This window comes from Flavivirga spongiicola (assembly GCF_030540825.1).
Lineage (GTDB): Bacteria > Bacteroidota > Bacteroidia > Flavobacteriales > Flavobacteriaceae > Flavivirga > Flavivirga spongiicola.
This window is the reverse complement of sequence record NZ_JAUOEO010000001.1, coordinates 423,642-441,032: the sequence shown is the minus strand read 5'-3', so window position 1 is coordinate 441,032 and position 17,391 is coordinate 423,642. Positions and strand designations below refer to the sequence as shown.

The following is a 17,391-nucleotide window of genomic DNA, read 5'->3' as shown; positions in this document are numbered from 1 at the left end:
TTATTATGTCCTCAAAACTTAAATTAAGATAAAAGAACAAACAGATTCTCACGTCGCACTTTGGTGCTCCTCAGAATGACAAAAAAAATGAACTTTTCAGACCTCATTTCTATATCTATTAATTTTTAGTTTTTATCGGATAGTCTGGTCGCTTCATAGTTTTTGGTGGATTTTCTTTCAGCCCTTTTAAAGCCACTTCAATGGCTTTTTCTAGCTGCGGATCTTCTCCTTTTATAACTTGTTCAGGCCATTGTTCAACCTCAATATCTGGAGCTACACCTTCATTTTCAACCCTAAAACCATCTTTTGTATAAAAGGCTACATTTGGTGCAGTTACGATACCACCATCAATAAATTCAGGATAGCCCAAAACGCCTACTAGGCCTCCCCAGGTACGTTTTCCAATAATAGTTCCTAATTTAAATTTTCTAAACATCCACGGTAAGTAATCGCCACCAGAACCAGCAGTTTCATCTGTTATCATAACTTTAGGCCCTTGTATAGAAGCACTTGGAGATTTTAAGTCTTTACCATAACGGAAGTTCCAATAAGCTTGTTCAGGTTTCTTTAAAATATCTATATAATAATCAGCTAATTGTCCACCACCATTGAAGCGCTCATCAATAATAACCGCTTTTTTAGTTGCTTGAGGAAAGAAGTAACGTTTAAAGTATTCATGACCTGCACCAGCGGTGTTTGGCACGTACACATAAGCGACTTGTCCGTTAGTAGCTTTATCAACTTTTTTAATATTATTTTCAATCCATGCTCTATTTCTCAATGCCCGTTCATTACCTACAGGAGTTACTTTTACACGACGTGCATTGGTTCCATTTGAACTTGAGCTGACTTTAAGTGTTACAATTTTATTGGTTGTATTTTCAAAAAAGCTATAAAGGTTATCTTTAGAAGTTACATTTTTACCATTCACAGAGAGTATATAATCACCTGTGTTTATATTTACTCCCGGTTCTGTTAGAGGAGAACGTAAATTTGGATTCCAATTTAAACCACCATATATTTTTTTAATACGGTACAAATTATTTTTTACTTCATAATCAGCACCTAACAAGCCTCCATTAATCCTTTTCGGATTGTTCATACGATCACCTCTACTAGAAAAACGGTGATGGCCTACAGCCAATTCACTAAACATCCAACCCATCATTCTATATAAATCACTTCTACAAGCAATATGCGGTAGAAAAATTTCATATTTAGTTTTCATGGCATTCCAGTTTACGCCATGCATTCCTGGATCATAGAAGTAGTCTCTATTGACTCTCCAAGCCTCATAAAAGATATTTTTCCATTCAGAAATGGGGTCAATCTTTACTTGTACATTTGATGTATTTATTAATCCGTCTTTGGGTTTTTTACCTGTATCGGTGATTCCTATTTTACCATCAATTGTATATAGCATTTTATCACCTTTAGCTGCAATTTCAAAATAATCGGCGGCCATAATGCTTTCATCTTTTCTTTCTTTTAAATCATATTTATGCAATGTTGTTTTACGTCCGTGTGGTGTTCTTGATAAATAATATAATACACCTTCTTTTGCAATACCTAAATCTTGATATATACCTGAAGCTATAGGAATATCCACAATTCTGTTTTGTATACCGTCCCAATCAATTTTTAAAGGCGTTTCCTTTTCTTTTTTATCTTTATCATCATCTTTAGGAGAATCGTCTTTAACTTCTTCTTCATCATTCTCCTTTGCAAAAGGAGAAAGTGTTTCTTTTTGAAGTGTTACTAAATAAATAGAATGACTTAATTCCATATCTTGATTAGATTGATCGAACCAATTAACTACAGGACCGGCATCGGTAGAAGCAATCATATAAAGATATTTTCCGCTGGGATCAAAAACGGGACTTGTTATGTTTGATAAACCATCCGAAAGCATAAAAGACTTATTTTCTGAAAGCGAGTAAAGGTGAACTTGCTCAAAATTGGTTTCGGTAATTGTGGTATAAGCAATCCAATTAGAATCCGCAGACCAATCTCCAAATAACTCCCTAAACACACCTGGTATATATAACACATCTGAGGCTATTTTGTTTGTTTTACTGGTGGTTATATCAAGCACGTATAAGGTTCTTCCATTGTCAACAAAAGCTATTTTATTATTATCCGGTGACCAATGTATATGAGCATAAAAACCATGACCTGATAATGCGATCTTTTTAGTATTTCCGTCACTAACATTTTGAATATGTAATGCATATTCTCCAGAAACATCAGAAAAATAGGCAATATGTTTTCCATTAGGAGACCAAGAAGGGTACTTTTCATGAACACCTGGTGTATTGGTAATATTTCTAGGATCTCCTTTTTTTGCAGGAATAGTGATAATGTCTCCTCTAAAATCCGTTACGACACGTGTGCCAGATGGAGAAATTGCCCCGCTTCTTATATAATTATTACCAGATACATAACGCGGCCTTAACTCTAATAAGTCAGTAGTAATATTAATGTTAAGTTTGGTTACATTACGAGAAGCTATATTGTAGACATGCAAGTAGCCTGCTTGTTCAAATATGATATTATCTTTATTGGCAGATAAACTAATAACAGAAAAATCTTTAAACTGAGTCAATTGACTAATTGATTTTGTGCTTACATGATAGCTGTATAAATTAAACTCACCATTTCTATCACTTTTAAAATATATATAATCTCCAGACCATTGTGGATTGCTATCATTACAGCCACCAGTTGGTTTTGATATTTCTTCTACTTTATGTGAATTATTATTGTATACCCAAATACGAGAAATGCTACCACCTCGATAATGTTTCCACTGATTAAATACATCGTAAATTGGAGTATAAGCAAGCTGTTTTTCGTTATCTGAATAGGATGCCCAAAAAGCATTTGGAATTTCTGATTGGGTAACGGTGCCACCGTTTACTGATATTGAGAATAGCTGAAAATATCTATTGGTATGTGAATTGCGTTGGGATACAAAAAATACAGTAGAGCCATCTGCTGAGAAATCACGAACCAAGTCGTTATAAGGATGCCAAGTCAGTCTTTTTGGTATGCCACCAGAAACAGGTACTACAAAAACGTCCGAATTACCATCATACTGTGCATTGAATGCAATTTTAGTTCCGTCGGGCGAAAATATGGGGTTAGATTCTATACCTTCATCAATAGTAAGTCGTTTAGGGTTAGAACCATCTTTATTGGCTACCCATAAATCTTCAGCATAAATAAATGCAATATGAGAGTCGCTTATAGCTGGTTGAGACAATAAACGTGTGCCCTGAGCATAACTGCTTATTGAAGAAAATAACGTGATACAAAAAATTAAGTTTAGAACTGATGATTTTTTAATTGATGTTTTCATTAACTAGGTTTTTAAATAATTATACTTGAAATATTTATATGATTTGGTTAGTACAATCCTACTTTTCCTTTTACCGATTCGAATAGTTTTTTGGAATCAAAACCAACACCATCTTTAAACACAATTTCCATATTTCTAATATTTTTTATATCAGACTCTAAATCGGCATCAATTAGGATAAGGTCGGCAATTTTACCTATTTCTAAGGTACCTATGCTAGAATCTTGTTCAAGAAACTTCGCACCATTAAGTGTGCAAATCTTTATGGCCTCCGGAATAGAAAAACCACCTTCAACTAAAATTTCAATAGTTCGTTGGTTAGCATAACCAGCAACGGTACGCCCAGCACCTGTAGGATCTGTTCCCGCAACCAGTTTACCACCTTTTTCATAAAAACGTTTTATCCAAATTAAATTTTTATTAAACCGATGAAGATGTTGAGAATCGTTATTAGCAGATCTATCATAGATGCCTTTAACATCTTTAAGTACTTGAGGGGCAACAGCATCTTCTCCGCCTCCAGGAATTAGTTCTCGATCCGTCCATGGTTCAAAAACATTTGGTGTTGTTGTTATGGTCGTTCCATTTTTTATTAATAAATCTATAAGGGCATTTATTTTAGGACTATCAACAGGTTCATTTGTTAAAGATTTTCTGGATTCGAAGGGGTCACATATGTCAGATTCTTTATTTTCAATAAAATCAGATGCTGTCATGAAACCATGTTCTAAATTATCAATACCTAAGTTAGAAGCTTCTTCGTATGTTATAGAACATATATGACCTGTCACTTTTAATCCACGTTTATGAGCTTCTTCTATACACACTTTCATGTCTTCTTTAGTAACATTGTTATACAGTTTGAATGATGTTACACCTCTATCTGCCCAAAAATTAACAATTTCGGATACCTCTTTAGTGTCTTTAATAAAACCCAACTCTGCAATTGGTGGCCCTTCTCTTTCTATAAAAGGACTTGTAACGTCCATTTTTGGGCCAGTCATTTTTCCCTCATTAATCCATTTTTTAACATTTAAATCGCTTTGAGGTTGAATACTTCCTCCGGTGCGCATGGTGGTGACACCTCCTGCCAAATATAGCCTTGGGAAAGTGAATGTCATTTGTCCAACACTAAACCAATTTTCAAAGAATTTAGTATAAAACATATGTTCATGTAGCATGACTAGTCCTGGGATAACTGTTTTTCCTGAACCATCAATTATTAAAGTTTTTGATGGTATTTTTATTGTTTTTGAATGGCCAATGCTTTTAATTTTATCATTCTCAATAATAATAGTCTGATTGTTTTTTATATGGCCTCCAGTACCATCAATTACTTTTACATTGGTAATAGCAACACTATTTGTGTCTACGAGAATAAAATTTTTGACCTGAGGAGTAAAGTTTTGGGCATTTAATTGAAACGTTATTAATAATAATAATAATAATGTCAAAAATTTAGAGTTCATACTGTTACGACTTAATTTAAGTGTAGCGTTTATTTTAATCTACTTTGTTTAGTTTTCTAAATATACCATAAATAATGGTTAAAATAGCTATAAACGCAGCTGTTACTATCATTTCTTTTATTGATAAATTAGACAGGAAGTATAAAATAATAATAATTGAAAGTATAGGTACTGTATAGCCTCCAGGGATTTTGAATTCACCTTCTTTAGGTTTTTGTGATTTACGCAATTTTATAACTGATAATGCTACGCCTAAATAAATAATTAGCATAGCGCTGCTGGCAATAACTGCTAATTTTTCAAAACTACCTGTTGCTGAGAATGTAAAACCTATAGTTGCATATACGATAATCGCTATATATGGTGTTTTAAATGATTTATGAATTTTAGACAATGCTTTTAATGGGATCACTTTGTCTCTGGATAACGCATACGGAACTCTTGGATTATTAAGTATCGAGCCACTTAAGAAACCAAACATGGAAACGATAGCTCCTATAAATAATATGGTAAATCCAATAGGACCAAAAGCAACTTTAGCTGTTTCTGCAAGTGGAGATGCTTTAAAATTGGGTAAATCACTACCTAAAACTCCTTGTGATACGGTTTGAATTAATACATAGATGCATACTACCGTTAAAATACTAATAAAAATAGCCTTAGGAACGGTACGTTTTGGGTTTATAACTTCACCGCCAACAACAAGCCCTGTTTCTGCCCCTTGAAAAGCAAAGAATAAAATCAATGATGCTTCTCCTAGCTCTCTAATACCTGGCATGGCATCAATATATAGATTGTTAAATGATACGCCTTTCCATCCAATGAGTATTAGTAAAAGTAAGGGTATTAATTTGGCAAGCGTATTAAATTTCACCAGGCCTATACCTTGTTTTAATCCAATAATGTTAATACAAGCCAGTCCAAAGAAAATTATAAACAGAAATAATAATCGAACCCAGTCATTTTCAAAAACGGGATAAGCAGATGCTAATATATTCACTAAGGCATTCGATACTGCTGCGTCTGCAAACAAGGTGCCACTTATGGCAAAAATACCTCCTATAAACCCGGCATAATTACCAAATGCCGTTTCAATATAGGTGTAAGGCCCCCCCGTATTGGTTATCTTACTACCAGCTTCAGCAAAACATAGCATAACAAATGCTATTAAAATACCACAAAAAATATAGGCTATAATACTAGAAGCACCCATTTTTGAAGCTATAACAGCTGGCAGCGCAAAAATACCTGCACCTATAATGATATTGATAATATTGGCAGATAATCCTAAAACACCAACACTTCTTTTTAAATCTTCTTCTTTTTTATTCATATTATAAGTAGCTTAACCACCATTTATTTTTATTATTGGTTTTGTAAATCATATATTTTTTAGATGGGAAATATAGAAGTGCTATAACGCCTATCCATACTAAATAAACAATAAATAGTGAATAACCGTAATTAGCAAAATTTGGGTTGTTAAAAGCGTTAGAAGATAGTATCATGTCTTTCCAATTACCTCCAAAAATTAAAAGGCCAAGAATGGCTAAAACATGTATGACGAACACATGCAAGAAATAGTAAAATAGAGGAACACGTCCAAATACTAAAAAGAAGTCTGAAATTTTATTTTTAATAGTTTCAATACCATATAAAAATAATAGCGAAGGACCAATAGTTATTAATATAAATACTAACGAAGGCGGGTATTTAGTGATTTTAAAAAACGATAGAATAGTCTTTGTTGTGGTATCTTGAGCAGACCACGGTACTAAATCACCGTAAACGTTGAGCCCTCTTAAGATAAAGAATAGTGCTATTGAGCTAATACCCAATATAGCTAACCATTTTTTACGTACGGCAATATTAAAACCTTTTTTATAAAAAGAGCCAAAACAAAACCCTAAAGCCATGACTCCAATCCAGGGAATAATTGGATAAGCAAATACCAGAAAGCGAGCAGAATCTACAGGCATAAACTGTTGTTGGTGTAATATATACCATATTATGGACTTAAAACTTGTTCCTTGCATAATTATCCCATCTAAAATGTTGTGACCTGCAACTAATATGATACCAATAATTAGGATCACTCTTTTGGGGAGATAAATTAAAAAAGATAGAAAAACCATACTTAAACCAATAGCCCAAATTACTTGAAGTGCTATAAAGCTATAGGTCAAGTCAAACCACCATAATAAATTATTCAAAACTAGTTCTAAAAAAATTAACCATATCCCTCTGGTCAATAAAAATTTGAACAACTCAGGCTTGCTCCTTTTTGTAGCGTATAAATAAGCAGAAGTACCTGCTAAAAAGACAAAAACAGGTGCGCAGTAATGTGTTATAAACCTGGTAAAGAATAAAAAGGGAGTTGTAGTGTCTAAGTTTGTAGGGTCACTACTAAAAGCACCAAAATGAAAAAAGTCTCTAACATGATCTAATGCCATAATAACCATTACAACACCTCTTAAAATGTCTATAGATTCAATGCGTGTTGATTTTACTAGAGCCAATCTTTTATGTTTTTTGATTAGTTACTGTAAAAGGAAAAAATTAAATAAATTCAAAGGCATATCAATGTTAGTGAATTTATTGCATAAAAAAAAATAGCCAACAATGAACGTGGGCTATTTAGTAATATGTTTTTAGACCTGTCAGGTTTTTAAAACCTGACAGGTCTTATAATAAGAAGTTAACGTAAAATTAATTTTTGTCAGGTACTTGGATAAAATACTTATTTTGCTAGAGTTGTTTGTTTTTCTTTTTTAACAGCGAAATCAATTTCAATTTGATTTTTAGTAATATCCTCAAAAGTTTCTCTTTTTCTAATTAAATGTGCTTTGTTTTTATACCATAAAACTTCAGCAGGTCGGTATCTGGAATTATAGTTACTGGCCATAGAGAAACAATAAGCCCCCGCATTTTTAAAACATAAAATATCACCTTCATTAATTTCATTGATACGTCTGTTATTTCCAAAAGTGTCTGTTTCACAAATATAACCTACCACTGTATAAAAACGTTCACGTCCTTTTAGGTTAGATATATTTACAATATCGTGGTGAGATCCATAAAGCATGGGTCTAATAAGGTGATTAAATCCAGAATCTACTTGTGCAAATACTGTTGAGGTTGTTTGTTTTACAGCGTTTACTTTAGTTAAAAAACTTCCGGATTCGCTTACTAAAAATTTACCAGGCTCAAAAGCTAAGGTTAGATCTTTTCCATAATTTTTGCAAAATTCGTTGAACCTTGCTGTTAGTTTTTTTCCTAACTCTTCAATATTGGTTTCAATATCTCCCTGTTTGTAAGGTACTTTAAATCCAGAGCCAAAATCAATAAAATCTAAATTTTTAAATTGTTTAGCAGTTTCAAATAATATTTCACTGGCATATAAAAAGACTTCAATATCCAAAATATCGCTACCTGTATGCATATGTATACCATTAATAGTCATTTTAGTATTTTCTACGATACGTAAAATGTGTGGTATCTGATGAATAGAAATTCCAAATTTAGAATCGATATGCCCAACCGAAATATTACTATTACCACCAGCCATAACATGTGGGTTAATACGAATACATACAGGTGTTTTTGGATGTTTTGTTCCAAATTGCTCTAATATTGAAAGGTTATCAATATTGATTTTAACACCTAATTTAGCCGCTTCTTCTATTTCAGTTAAGGATACGCCATTTGGTGTGAAAATAATCTGTTCAGGTAAAAAACCTGCAGCCAGACCAAGTTGAACCTCTTGAATAGATACTGTATCGATACCAGATCCTAGTGTGTTTAAAAGTTTTAATATAGATATATTAGATAATGCTTTAACTGCATAGTTAATCTTAAGCTTTTTTACATTTTTAAAGGCACTAGTAAGCCTTTTGTATTGGTTTTCAATTTTTTCAGCATCATATACATAAACTGGACTCTCAAAATCTTGTGCAATTTTCAGCAATTGATTTTCTAACATAATTTTTCTAATTTTTGTCAAAGATATTTTATTAGAATAAATAAAAAGCAAATAGTTAAAAAATTATACAAATTAAACACATTGTTAATTATTTAACAATTAGATGTGCCATATTGCTATTGAACTCATTTAGACTTTTTGGATTTAAGCGAAAATTAGAAGTTTTTGTCTCTGTTGAAGACTTTTTTGAGTTGCATAGCAGAGCTACGGAAGGAAAAAAAGACAAAAACAGAGTTGAAAACAGCCATTTTTTAGCAAATTGAAAAAGTCTAAATGAGTTCATTGGTAAGTTTTCATAATTAAATATTAGGGTAAGTAATTGCTATTATTTACATTTGCCTTTCTTAAACGATTAAGCGAATTATGAATTTACACGAATATCAAGGTAAAGAGATATTAAGTAGTTTTGGAGTACGTATACAACGTGGTATAGTAGCTCAAAATGCTAATGAAGCAGTTGCTGCTGCAAAACAATTAACAAGCGAAACAGGAACCAGTTGGCATGTTATTAAGGCCCAAGTTCATGCTGGAGGACGCGGTAAAGGTGGCGGTGTAAAACTAGCCAAAAATTTGCAAGAGGTTGAAGATATTGCAGGGCAAATTATTGGGATGGATTTAATAACGCCTCAAACGTCTGCTGCTGGTAAAAGGGTACATCAGGTTTTAATTGCTGAGGATGTTTATTATCCAGGTGAAAGTGAAACTGATGAGTTTTACATGTCTGTATTATTAAATAGAGGAACCGGACGTAATATGATCATGTATTCTACTGAAGGTGGTATGGATATTGAAACTGTTGCAGAAGAAACGCCAGATTTAATATTTACTGAAGAGGTTGATCCAACAGTTGGTTTATTACCATTTCAAGCTAGACGCGTTGCTTTTAATTTAGGGTTATCTGGTTTGGCTTTTAAAGAGATGACAAAATTTGTTGCTGCTTTATATACAGCTTATGTAAAATCTGATTCATCTTTATTTGAGATTAATCCGGTTTTAAAAACAAGTGATAATAAAATAATGGCTGTAGATGCTAAAGTAACTATTGACGATAATGCACTTTATAGACATAAGAACTACATTGATTTACGCGATGTGCGTGAAGAAAGTGCTATAGAAGTAGAAGCTGGAGAACTTGGCCTAAACTATGTAGATCTAGATGGAAATGTTGGCTGTATGGTAAATGGAGCAGGGTTAGCCATGGCTACAATGGATTTAATAAAACAAGCAGGAGGAGAGCCAGCTAACTTTTTAGATGTTGGTGGTACTGCTGATGCAGCTCGTGTGGAAGCGGCTTTCAAAATTATACTAAAAGATCCGGCGGTAAAAGCTATTTTAATAAACATATTTGGAGGGATCGTACGTTGCGATCGTGTGGCACAAGGTGTTATTGATGCTTATAAAAATATGGGAACGATAAATGTACCTATCATTGTGCGTTTGCAAGGAACCAATGCCGATATCGCTAAGGAATTAATAGATAATTCTGGTTTGGATGTGATGAGTGCCACAGAATTTCAAGAGGCAGCTGATAAAGTACAGCAAGTTTTGGCTTAATTCCTGTGAAGGCAGGAATCTAAATATAATAAAAGAGCAACATTAATGTTGCTCTTTTTTGTGTATTAGATGAGTTGAAGTTTTTGTTAATTTCGGGCTTTTTTAGAAATTACATCAGGTTTAGATTTATTTTCTAAAGATTTGCTTTTGGAGTTTTGTATTTTACTCTTTTCTCCCTTCTTAGGCATAGGACCTCTTAAATGAATGACAAGCCCATTTAAAAAATTACGTAAAATTTGATCACCACACTCCATATATTTAGGGTGGTCTTCTTTTCTAAAAAATGCTCCCAGTTCACTTTTAGATATTCTGAAATCGACCAGGCTTAAAATTTTTACAATATCATCGTCACGCAGTTTTAAAGCAACACGTAATTTTTTTAAAATATCATTATTTGTCATAAGATTGATTTCTACTTCTGTTAATACTTAAAATGGTTCAATTAATTCAAAGGAATATGCCTTTTTGGCGTTTTCTTCGCTTTTGCAAAGATACCTTAAATATTAATTTTTAATGATTTGTATGAAAGATAAGTTTTTTGCGACTAAACACTTGTAAGTTAGGTGTTTGTGAGTGTTTTTTTTAGCAAAAGTAAATTGATGTAAATGACGAAATGCAATTTTATTAGACGAATAAAACACAATTATTGATGAAATAAATAAAAGTTACGACAAAATACCTATGGTTTTTCGATAAGTTACATTATATAGACGATTATTAAATTACTGTTGTGTGTACCTTTATAGTATAATTAATTAATCCCCTAAAGAAATGATTAATAGAGTAGAAAAACTAAGTCTTTTGTCCGAAATGATTGCATTTGCAAAGTATGATAAAGACATAAAAAATATAGAATATAATTTTCTATTAGGTGTTGCGAAACAACTCGATATAGCACGAGAAGATTTTGAATATTTAATAGACCATCCTGTTACTTATACGCATTTAAAATCTCATAGTGAGCGTATTGTTCAGTTTCATAGATTGGTATTATTAATGAATATTGACCAAGAAAATGAAGGCAACCCTTCCGGTGCGATAAAATTATATAACTTTGGTTTACGTATGGGACTAAGCCATGAGTCCATTACTAAGGTACTTTATTTAATGGAAAGTTTTCCAAATAAAATTGTACCACCTGATGTGTTGATTGATATTTTTAAAACACAGTATAATTAATAATAATCTGCTAAGTTCTTATTATAAAATGTGTTTTATTTGAGGCCCTCCTTGTGGGGGTATGGAAAAGCTAAAAGTTTAAACTTTTAGCTTTTCTAGTTTATCTTGATAACCTTTAATTTCGTCACGTAATTTTGCGGCAATAATAAAATCTAAGGCTTTAGCAGCTTCTTCCATTAATTTACGCTTTTCTCGGATTTTCTTTTCTAATTCTGGTTTCGTTAAATACTCGCTTTCTGGTTCTGCAGCCTTTAATGCCTCCAACTCATAGCTGTATGTACTTACTGAATTCTTTGACAAAGCATTATCTAAACTTTTATTGAGTGCTTTGGGGGTCACATTATGTTTTGTATTGTAAGCAATTTGTTTTTCACGTCTGTAATTAGTTTCATCAATAGTCTTTTGCATACTATTAGTAATTTTGTCTGCATACATGATGGCTTTTCCATTCAAATTCCTTGCGGCTCTACCTACAGTTTGTGTCAATGAACGCGTTGACCGTAAAAAACCTTCTTTATCTGCATCTAAAATAGCAACAAGAGATACTTCGGGTAAATCCAAACCTTCTCGTAAAAGGTTCACACCGACTAACACATCAAATAGCCCTTTGCGCAAATCTTGCATAATTTCAACACGCTCTAAAGTATCTACATCGCTATGAATATATCGGCAGCGTACCTGTATTCTGTCTAAATATTTCGTTAGCTCTTCTGCCATTCGTTTTGTAAGCGTCGTCACTAATATGCGCTCATCTTTCTCAATTCTTTGTTGTATTTCTTCTATTAAATCATCGATTTGATTTAAACTTGGTCGTACCTCAATAATAGGATCTAATAACCCTGTCGGACGAATAACTTGTTCTATATAAATACCATCTGTTTTTTGAAGTTCATAATCTGCAGGCGTAGCACTTACATAAATAACTTGATTTTGAATGGCTTCAAATTCTTCAAATTTTAATGGACGATTATCCATAGCCGCAGGCAGTCTAAAACCGTATTCAACCAGATTTTCTTTTCTGCTTCTATCACCACCATACATAGCATGTACTTGAGAAATAGTAACATGGCTCTCATCAACAACCATTAAATAATCATCTGGAAAATAATCTAATAAACAGAAGGGGCGCGTACCGGGTAACCTACCGTCAAGATAACGTGAATAGTTTTCTATACCCGAGCAATAACCCAATTCACGTATCATTTCTAAATCGAACTCTGTACGTTCTTTAAGTCGTTTGGCTTCTAAATGTTTACCAATTTCTTTAAAATAATCATGTTGTTTTACCAAATCATCTTGAATATTTTTAATAGCACCTTGAAGCACTTCAGGTGAGGTGACAAACATATTTGCAGGATAAATGGTAAGCTGATCATATTTTTCTATAACCTCGTTGGTCTGAATGTTAAAAGATTCGATATCTTCAATTTCATCGCCAAAAAAATGAATCCTAAAGGCATCATCGGCATAACTAGGAAAGATGTCAACGGTATCGCCTTTTATTCTAAAGTTTCCATGTTTAAAATCAGCTTCTGTTCTAGAATATAAACTTTGCACTAATTGATGTAATAATTTCGTTCTGGAAATAACCTGATCACGTTTTATGGCCACCACATTTTTTTGAAACTCAATGGGGTTTCCAATACCATAAATACATGAAACCGATGCAATCACCAGAACATCGCGACGACCAGAAAGTAAGGAAGATGTGGCACTTAAACGCATCTTCTCAATTTCTTCATTAATGGATAAATCTTTTTCTATGTAAACACCAGAAACAGGAATATAAGCTTCTGGTTGGTAGTAATCATAATATGAAACAAAATACTCCACAGCATTATCTGGAAAAAACTGTTTAAACTCTGAGTATAATTGGGCTGCCAGTGTTTTATTATGTGCTAAAACTAAGGTTGGACGTTGCACTTCCTTTATAACATTAGCAACAGTAAAGGTTTTTCCAGAACCTGTTACACCAAGTAATGTTTGATATTTTTCATTAGAAGTAATACCATCAACCAGTTGTTTTATGGCTTGTGGTTGATCTCCTGTAGGGCTAAATTCAGATTCAATTTTAAATTGCATGTTGCAAAATTAAGCAAAATAAGTAAGCTATCGCTTTAAAGTAAAATGACCTGAAAACTCTCTACCGTCTTGTAGAAAAACTTTAAACCAATAATCATCAGTTGGCAATAGCGTACCATTAAAAGTACCATCCCAACCATCAGATTGCACGGTAAGTTGTTTTAATAATTTTCCATACCTATCGTAAATTAAAACAGTACTATTTGGTTGAAATGTGGCATTTATGCCTTTAATTTTCCAATGATCATTAATAGTATCGCCATTGGGTGTGAAAAATTTTGAATGGCCAATAACAGAAATATCTAAAGTTGAGATACCACAAATAGCATCACGAACATAGATCGTGTAAAAGCCTGCTTTTACATTATTGAAGGAAGGATCCTCTTGATAAACTGTAAAAGGAGCGTCTTCTCCTCTTAGAGCATATTCATAATCACCAAGTCCGAGGTTGGTAGGATCGATAATAACCGAGTTGTTTTCGGATAGGTCTGTAATGGTAACGTCATCTTGAGTAATGGTTGCTTTTTCTGAAGCTTTCACATCTACATGCAAGGTTCTGGAGCAACCCGTGCCATCAGTTTTAGTTAAGGTGATTGAGTACCTTCCAGGGGTTGATACTGTTAATGTAGAATTATTAGAAAGTATAGAACCATCTTCATAAGCCCACTCATAAATAAACGGTTCGTTAATATTAGTCTCAATAGGGTCTAACATGACGGTAAATGTTGGATCGGAAGTACAGACAATTTCTTCCGGGTTAATGGTGAATTCCGGTAAAGGGTTCACTACGAGTTCAATAGTTGTAGTAGCTGTACAAGACATATTATCAGGGTTTATAACCTCTACTACAATCGTTTGATTTCCTGAAATCAAGGGATTTGGTAAGGAAGGACTGTCTATAATTGAGTTGCCATTTTCATCAACATAATCAAAATAGATTTCTGTACTAGATTGAGTTCCAAGAACCGTACTACTAAATACAGAAGTATCAAAAGGAAATACACCATCATCATCCAAATCACCCGAGTCACCATCACATACTATTAGGGGTGAAACAGGATTTGCTATGGGTTGGATATCTACTTTGAACTCAATAGCTGTTTCATCATAGCAAGCACCGTCAGGATCTAAGGTGTTATTGTTTGTTACTCTAGCTATAACAGTTTGGTTAGGTGTTAAAAAGGGGGTTGGTAATGTAGCTGAATTGATCACGGTAATACCATCAATATCTAAATAGGTGAAATTTACAGAAACATCAGTTAAAGATTGTCCGTTAAGTAAAGTTGTTTCAATTAAAGTTGTATCAAAAGGAAACATACCATCGTTAATATCTATATCATTATCACATTCAATTTGAGGGGGAATAGGGTTGGCAAAGGGCAAAGCTTCAACAGTTAATAAATTCGGAAATGCTTCTAATCCCAAACAATTATTACCTAAATCACTTTTTACGCGCACCCAAATGTCTTGCGTATTTGGTGAATTTGTATTTTGATGATTAGCAATATCTAGGATTTCGTTTGTCTCTAATTCAGCGTCCAATTGACTTTCATAAAAATGGACAGTCACATTAAACGTAGAAAATATAGTTGTAGAAATATGATTTTTAATAAGTGATATATCAAACGTAGAAACACCGTCTCTATCGTCTAGGCCGTCATCACATTGATATATAGAAGTAGGGTTGTAAAGTGCAAGTGCAGCACTTGAAGGTGTGACTTCCAAAGTAATTGAAACCAAACTAAAACACCCATTAGAATCTTCAACTCCAATCCAAACTATTTCAGGGGTAAATGGCGTTGAATTTTGAAAAATCTGTGGATTAGGAATTGGATTGTTTACACTACTATCCAAATAATAAGAAAAGATAAGATTTTTAGCAACATGATCAGGATCTATTTCTTCTTTTATAGAATTTAACGTTAAATTGAATGAAGCTACACCATCATTGGAAGTATCATCACATTGCGAATATGTGCTGGGAGTATTTAAAATAGGTAATTCAAAAACCTCAATTTTAAAATAAGTATCTGTATAACAATTATTTAACCAATTGTTGGTCATTCTCACATATATGGTTTGTCCACCAGAAACATTATTTGAAAATGCATTAGGAGTGAGTATTGGCGATAGATATGTTGCATCTGTGAAATAGGTTAATGAAAAATCTGAAGCAGATTGTCCATTTAGAATTTCAGTTTCTCTTTGAGTTAGATCAAAAACAATAAACCCATTGGTATCGGTTCCCACAGAGGTGTTATCACATTCTTGTATTGGAGTTATATTGGCTGCACCCAAAGGGAAAGCAGAATCATAAACTTCTAAATCAAAACTAGATATATCAAAACACGATGTGTTTAAATCGTTTTCAACGCGAGCAAATATGGTCGTATTTCCGCTTTCAAAAGGGCTGGTAATTGGGGCATTTCCAGAGTTTGCATCAGCTCGAGAACGATGATAAGTTATTTGTGCTCCTGATGTTGGACTTATTATTACATCTTGCAAAGTTAAATTGAAAGGCATGGTGCCATTATTATCATCATCACATAGTTGTATGTCAGGTGCCGTGTTGATATATATTTGATTGTATGTGACTTCTTCAGTAAAGAAATGACATTTATTATTGAGTAAGTTAGTTGAGTTGTGTGCAAATTTAAGCCGAATAGCATGCGATGTATTATTGTTTTCAGGAATGGTATAATTTAGAGTGTTCGATGTTTCATTAGAGATATCAGTCCATATTCCAAATGTTGTTGATTCTTGCCATTGCATAACAAAATTATTAGGGATGTTTGCAGATATGTTTATAGTTAAATCGTTAGAGTCTGTGACACAAAAGGATGTGTTATTGACTATACTACTTGTTGATTGATCTATAATATCGATTTGAGGACCACAGGGCCTTACTTCAATATCATCAATAGCCAGATCATTTCCAGCAGTTCCAGAAACATTGTTTTTTAGCATAAAATAAATATTTTCAGTTCCAACTGGTGCTGAAAAAATTAAATTTCTTCTATGCCATCTATTTGCTCCAATACCTTCAATAGGGCCAGAATCTGCCTCTATTGGAGTACCAAGATTATCATCGTTAATATCCGTAAATCCTATTATTAATTTAATATTAGGATCAATAAAATAATCAGGCGCATTTGTTTTTGCAAACCAAGCCGAAAGCTCATATTCTATATCAGGACATAAACCATCAATTTTTTGAGCATAAAAAACATTTAAATCTTCCTTGGCATCACAATAATATAGATAACCATTAAAATTCCCTGTATGGTCTGAGAAACTATCATTCCAACTTGCGCCACCTGGTGCAGCATCTTTTGGATTTTTCATAATACTATATTGATCAGGACCAATGCTCCCAGTTCCAACATAAGTGTACAAATCTGCTGGCCTAAAATTTGGATGTACATTGTTAATTGGATCTTGATTTAATGATGGACCTAACCTACTAGTGCCATTCCCGAAATTTTCAATGAAGACGGGGTCTCCTAATGAACATACTTGAGCTTCAGAAGGGGTACTTATAAAAGCTATAAGGCAAAATAATACTATGAATATTTTAGACATATCATTTTCATTGAAAACAAATATATGGAAAAACAACAAATGTGTTCGAGAACACTAATCTGTACTTTAGTAATTTTCTTAAACGATTTAATATGTCATTTTAGTTTTCGAATTGTGCAAAAAACAAAAAGGTTGTCATGTGTCATCATTTATAAATGACTTAATCACAATAAAGAATTTAA

At 33.1% G+C, this 17,391-nt stretch carries 10 protein-coding genes; 2 read left to right on the top strand and 8 right to left on the bottom strand.

What is annotated here, in order from left to right; all coding sequences use genetic code 11:
* Positions 1-118: 118 nt before the first annotated feature.
* The 5 genes from Q4Q47_RS01540 to lysA all read right to left on the bottom strand — a co-directional run bounded on the left by Q4Q47_RS01540 (position 119) and on the right by lysA (position 8,812).
* Complete coding sequence (locus Q4Q47_RS01540) at positions 119-3,361, bottom strand: S41 family peptidase (protein WP_303304893.1); 3,243 nt, start codon at positions 3,359-3,361, stop codon at positions 119-121.
* Between the two features lie 47 nt (positions 3,362-3,408).
* Entirely contained in the window at positions 3,409-4,830 is a 1,422-nt protein-coding gene (locus Q4Q47_RS01535; protein WP_303304892.1) for an amidohydrolase family protein, read from the bottom strand.
* 34 nt (positions 4,831-4,864) lie between these two features.
* On the bottom strand, positions 4,865-6,163 hold the full coding sequence (locus tag Q4Q47_RS01530; RefSeq protein ID WP_303304891.1) for an APC family permease: 1,299 nt from the start codon (positions 6,161-6,163) through the stop codon (positions 4,865-4,867).
* A gap of 1 nt (position 6,164) precedes the next feature.
* Entirely contained in the window at positions 6,165-7,349 is a 1,185-nt protein-coding gene (locus tag Q4Q47_RS01525; protein ID WP_303304890.1) for a DUF1624 domain-containing protein, read from the bottom strand.
* A 221-nt stretch (positions 7,350-7,570) separates the two neighbouring features.
* Positions 7,571-8,812, bottom strand: a complete 1,242-nt coding sequence (gene lysA / locus Q4Q47_RS01520; protein WP_303304889.1) for a diaminopimelate decarboxylase — start codon at positions 8,810-8,812, stop codon at positions 7,571-7,573.
* 363 nt (positions 8,813-9,175) lie between these two features.
* Between lysA and sucC the strand changes: the two genes are divergently transcribed.
* Entirely contained in the window at positions 9,176-10,366 is a 1,191-nt protein-coding gene (sucC, locus tag Q4Q47_RS01515) for an ADP-forming succinate--CoA ligase subunit beta (RefSeq protein WP_303304888.1), read from the top strand.
* An 86-nt stretch (positions 10,367-10,452) separates the two neighbouring features.
* Here sucC and Q4Q47_RS01510 read toward each other — a convergent pair whose 3' ends face one another.
* Entirely contained in the window at positions 10,453-10,767 is a 315-nt protein-coding gene (locus Q4Q47_RS01510; protein WP_303304887.1) for a DUF1456 family protein, read from the bottom strand.
* A 370-nt stretch (positions 10,768-11,137) separates the two neighbouring features.
* Here Q4Q47_RS01510 and Q4Q47_RS01505 point away from each other — a divergent pair, with 370 nt between their 5' ends.
* Positions 11,138-11,545 (top strand): TerB family tellurite resistance protein, encoded by a 408-nt coding sequence (locus Q4Q47_RS01505; protein WP_303304886.1) that lies wholly within the window; start codon positions 11,138-11,140, stop codon positions 11,543-11,545.
* 78 nt (positions 11,546-11,623) lie between these two features.
* Here the strand turns inward: Q4Q47_RS01505 and uvrB are convergent, their stop codons facing one another.
* The gene (uvrB, locus tag Q4Q47_RS01500; protein WP_303304885.1) at positions 11,624-13,627 is read right to left on the bottom strand and encodes an excinuclease ABC subunit UvrB; all 2,004 of its coding nucleotides are present in this window, start codon (positions 13,625-13,627) and stop codon (positions 11,624-11,626) included.
* Positions 13,628-13,654: 27 nt separating this feature from the next.
* Positions 13,655-17,209: a T9SS type B sorting domain-containing protein gene (locus tag Q4Q47_RS01495; RefSeq protein ID WP_303304884.1), complete on the bottom strand. Its 3,555-nt coding sequence runs from the start codon at positions 17,207-17,209 to the stop codon at positions 13,655-13,657.
* Positions 17,210-17,391 lie beyond the last annotated feature (182 nt).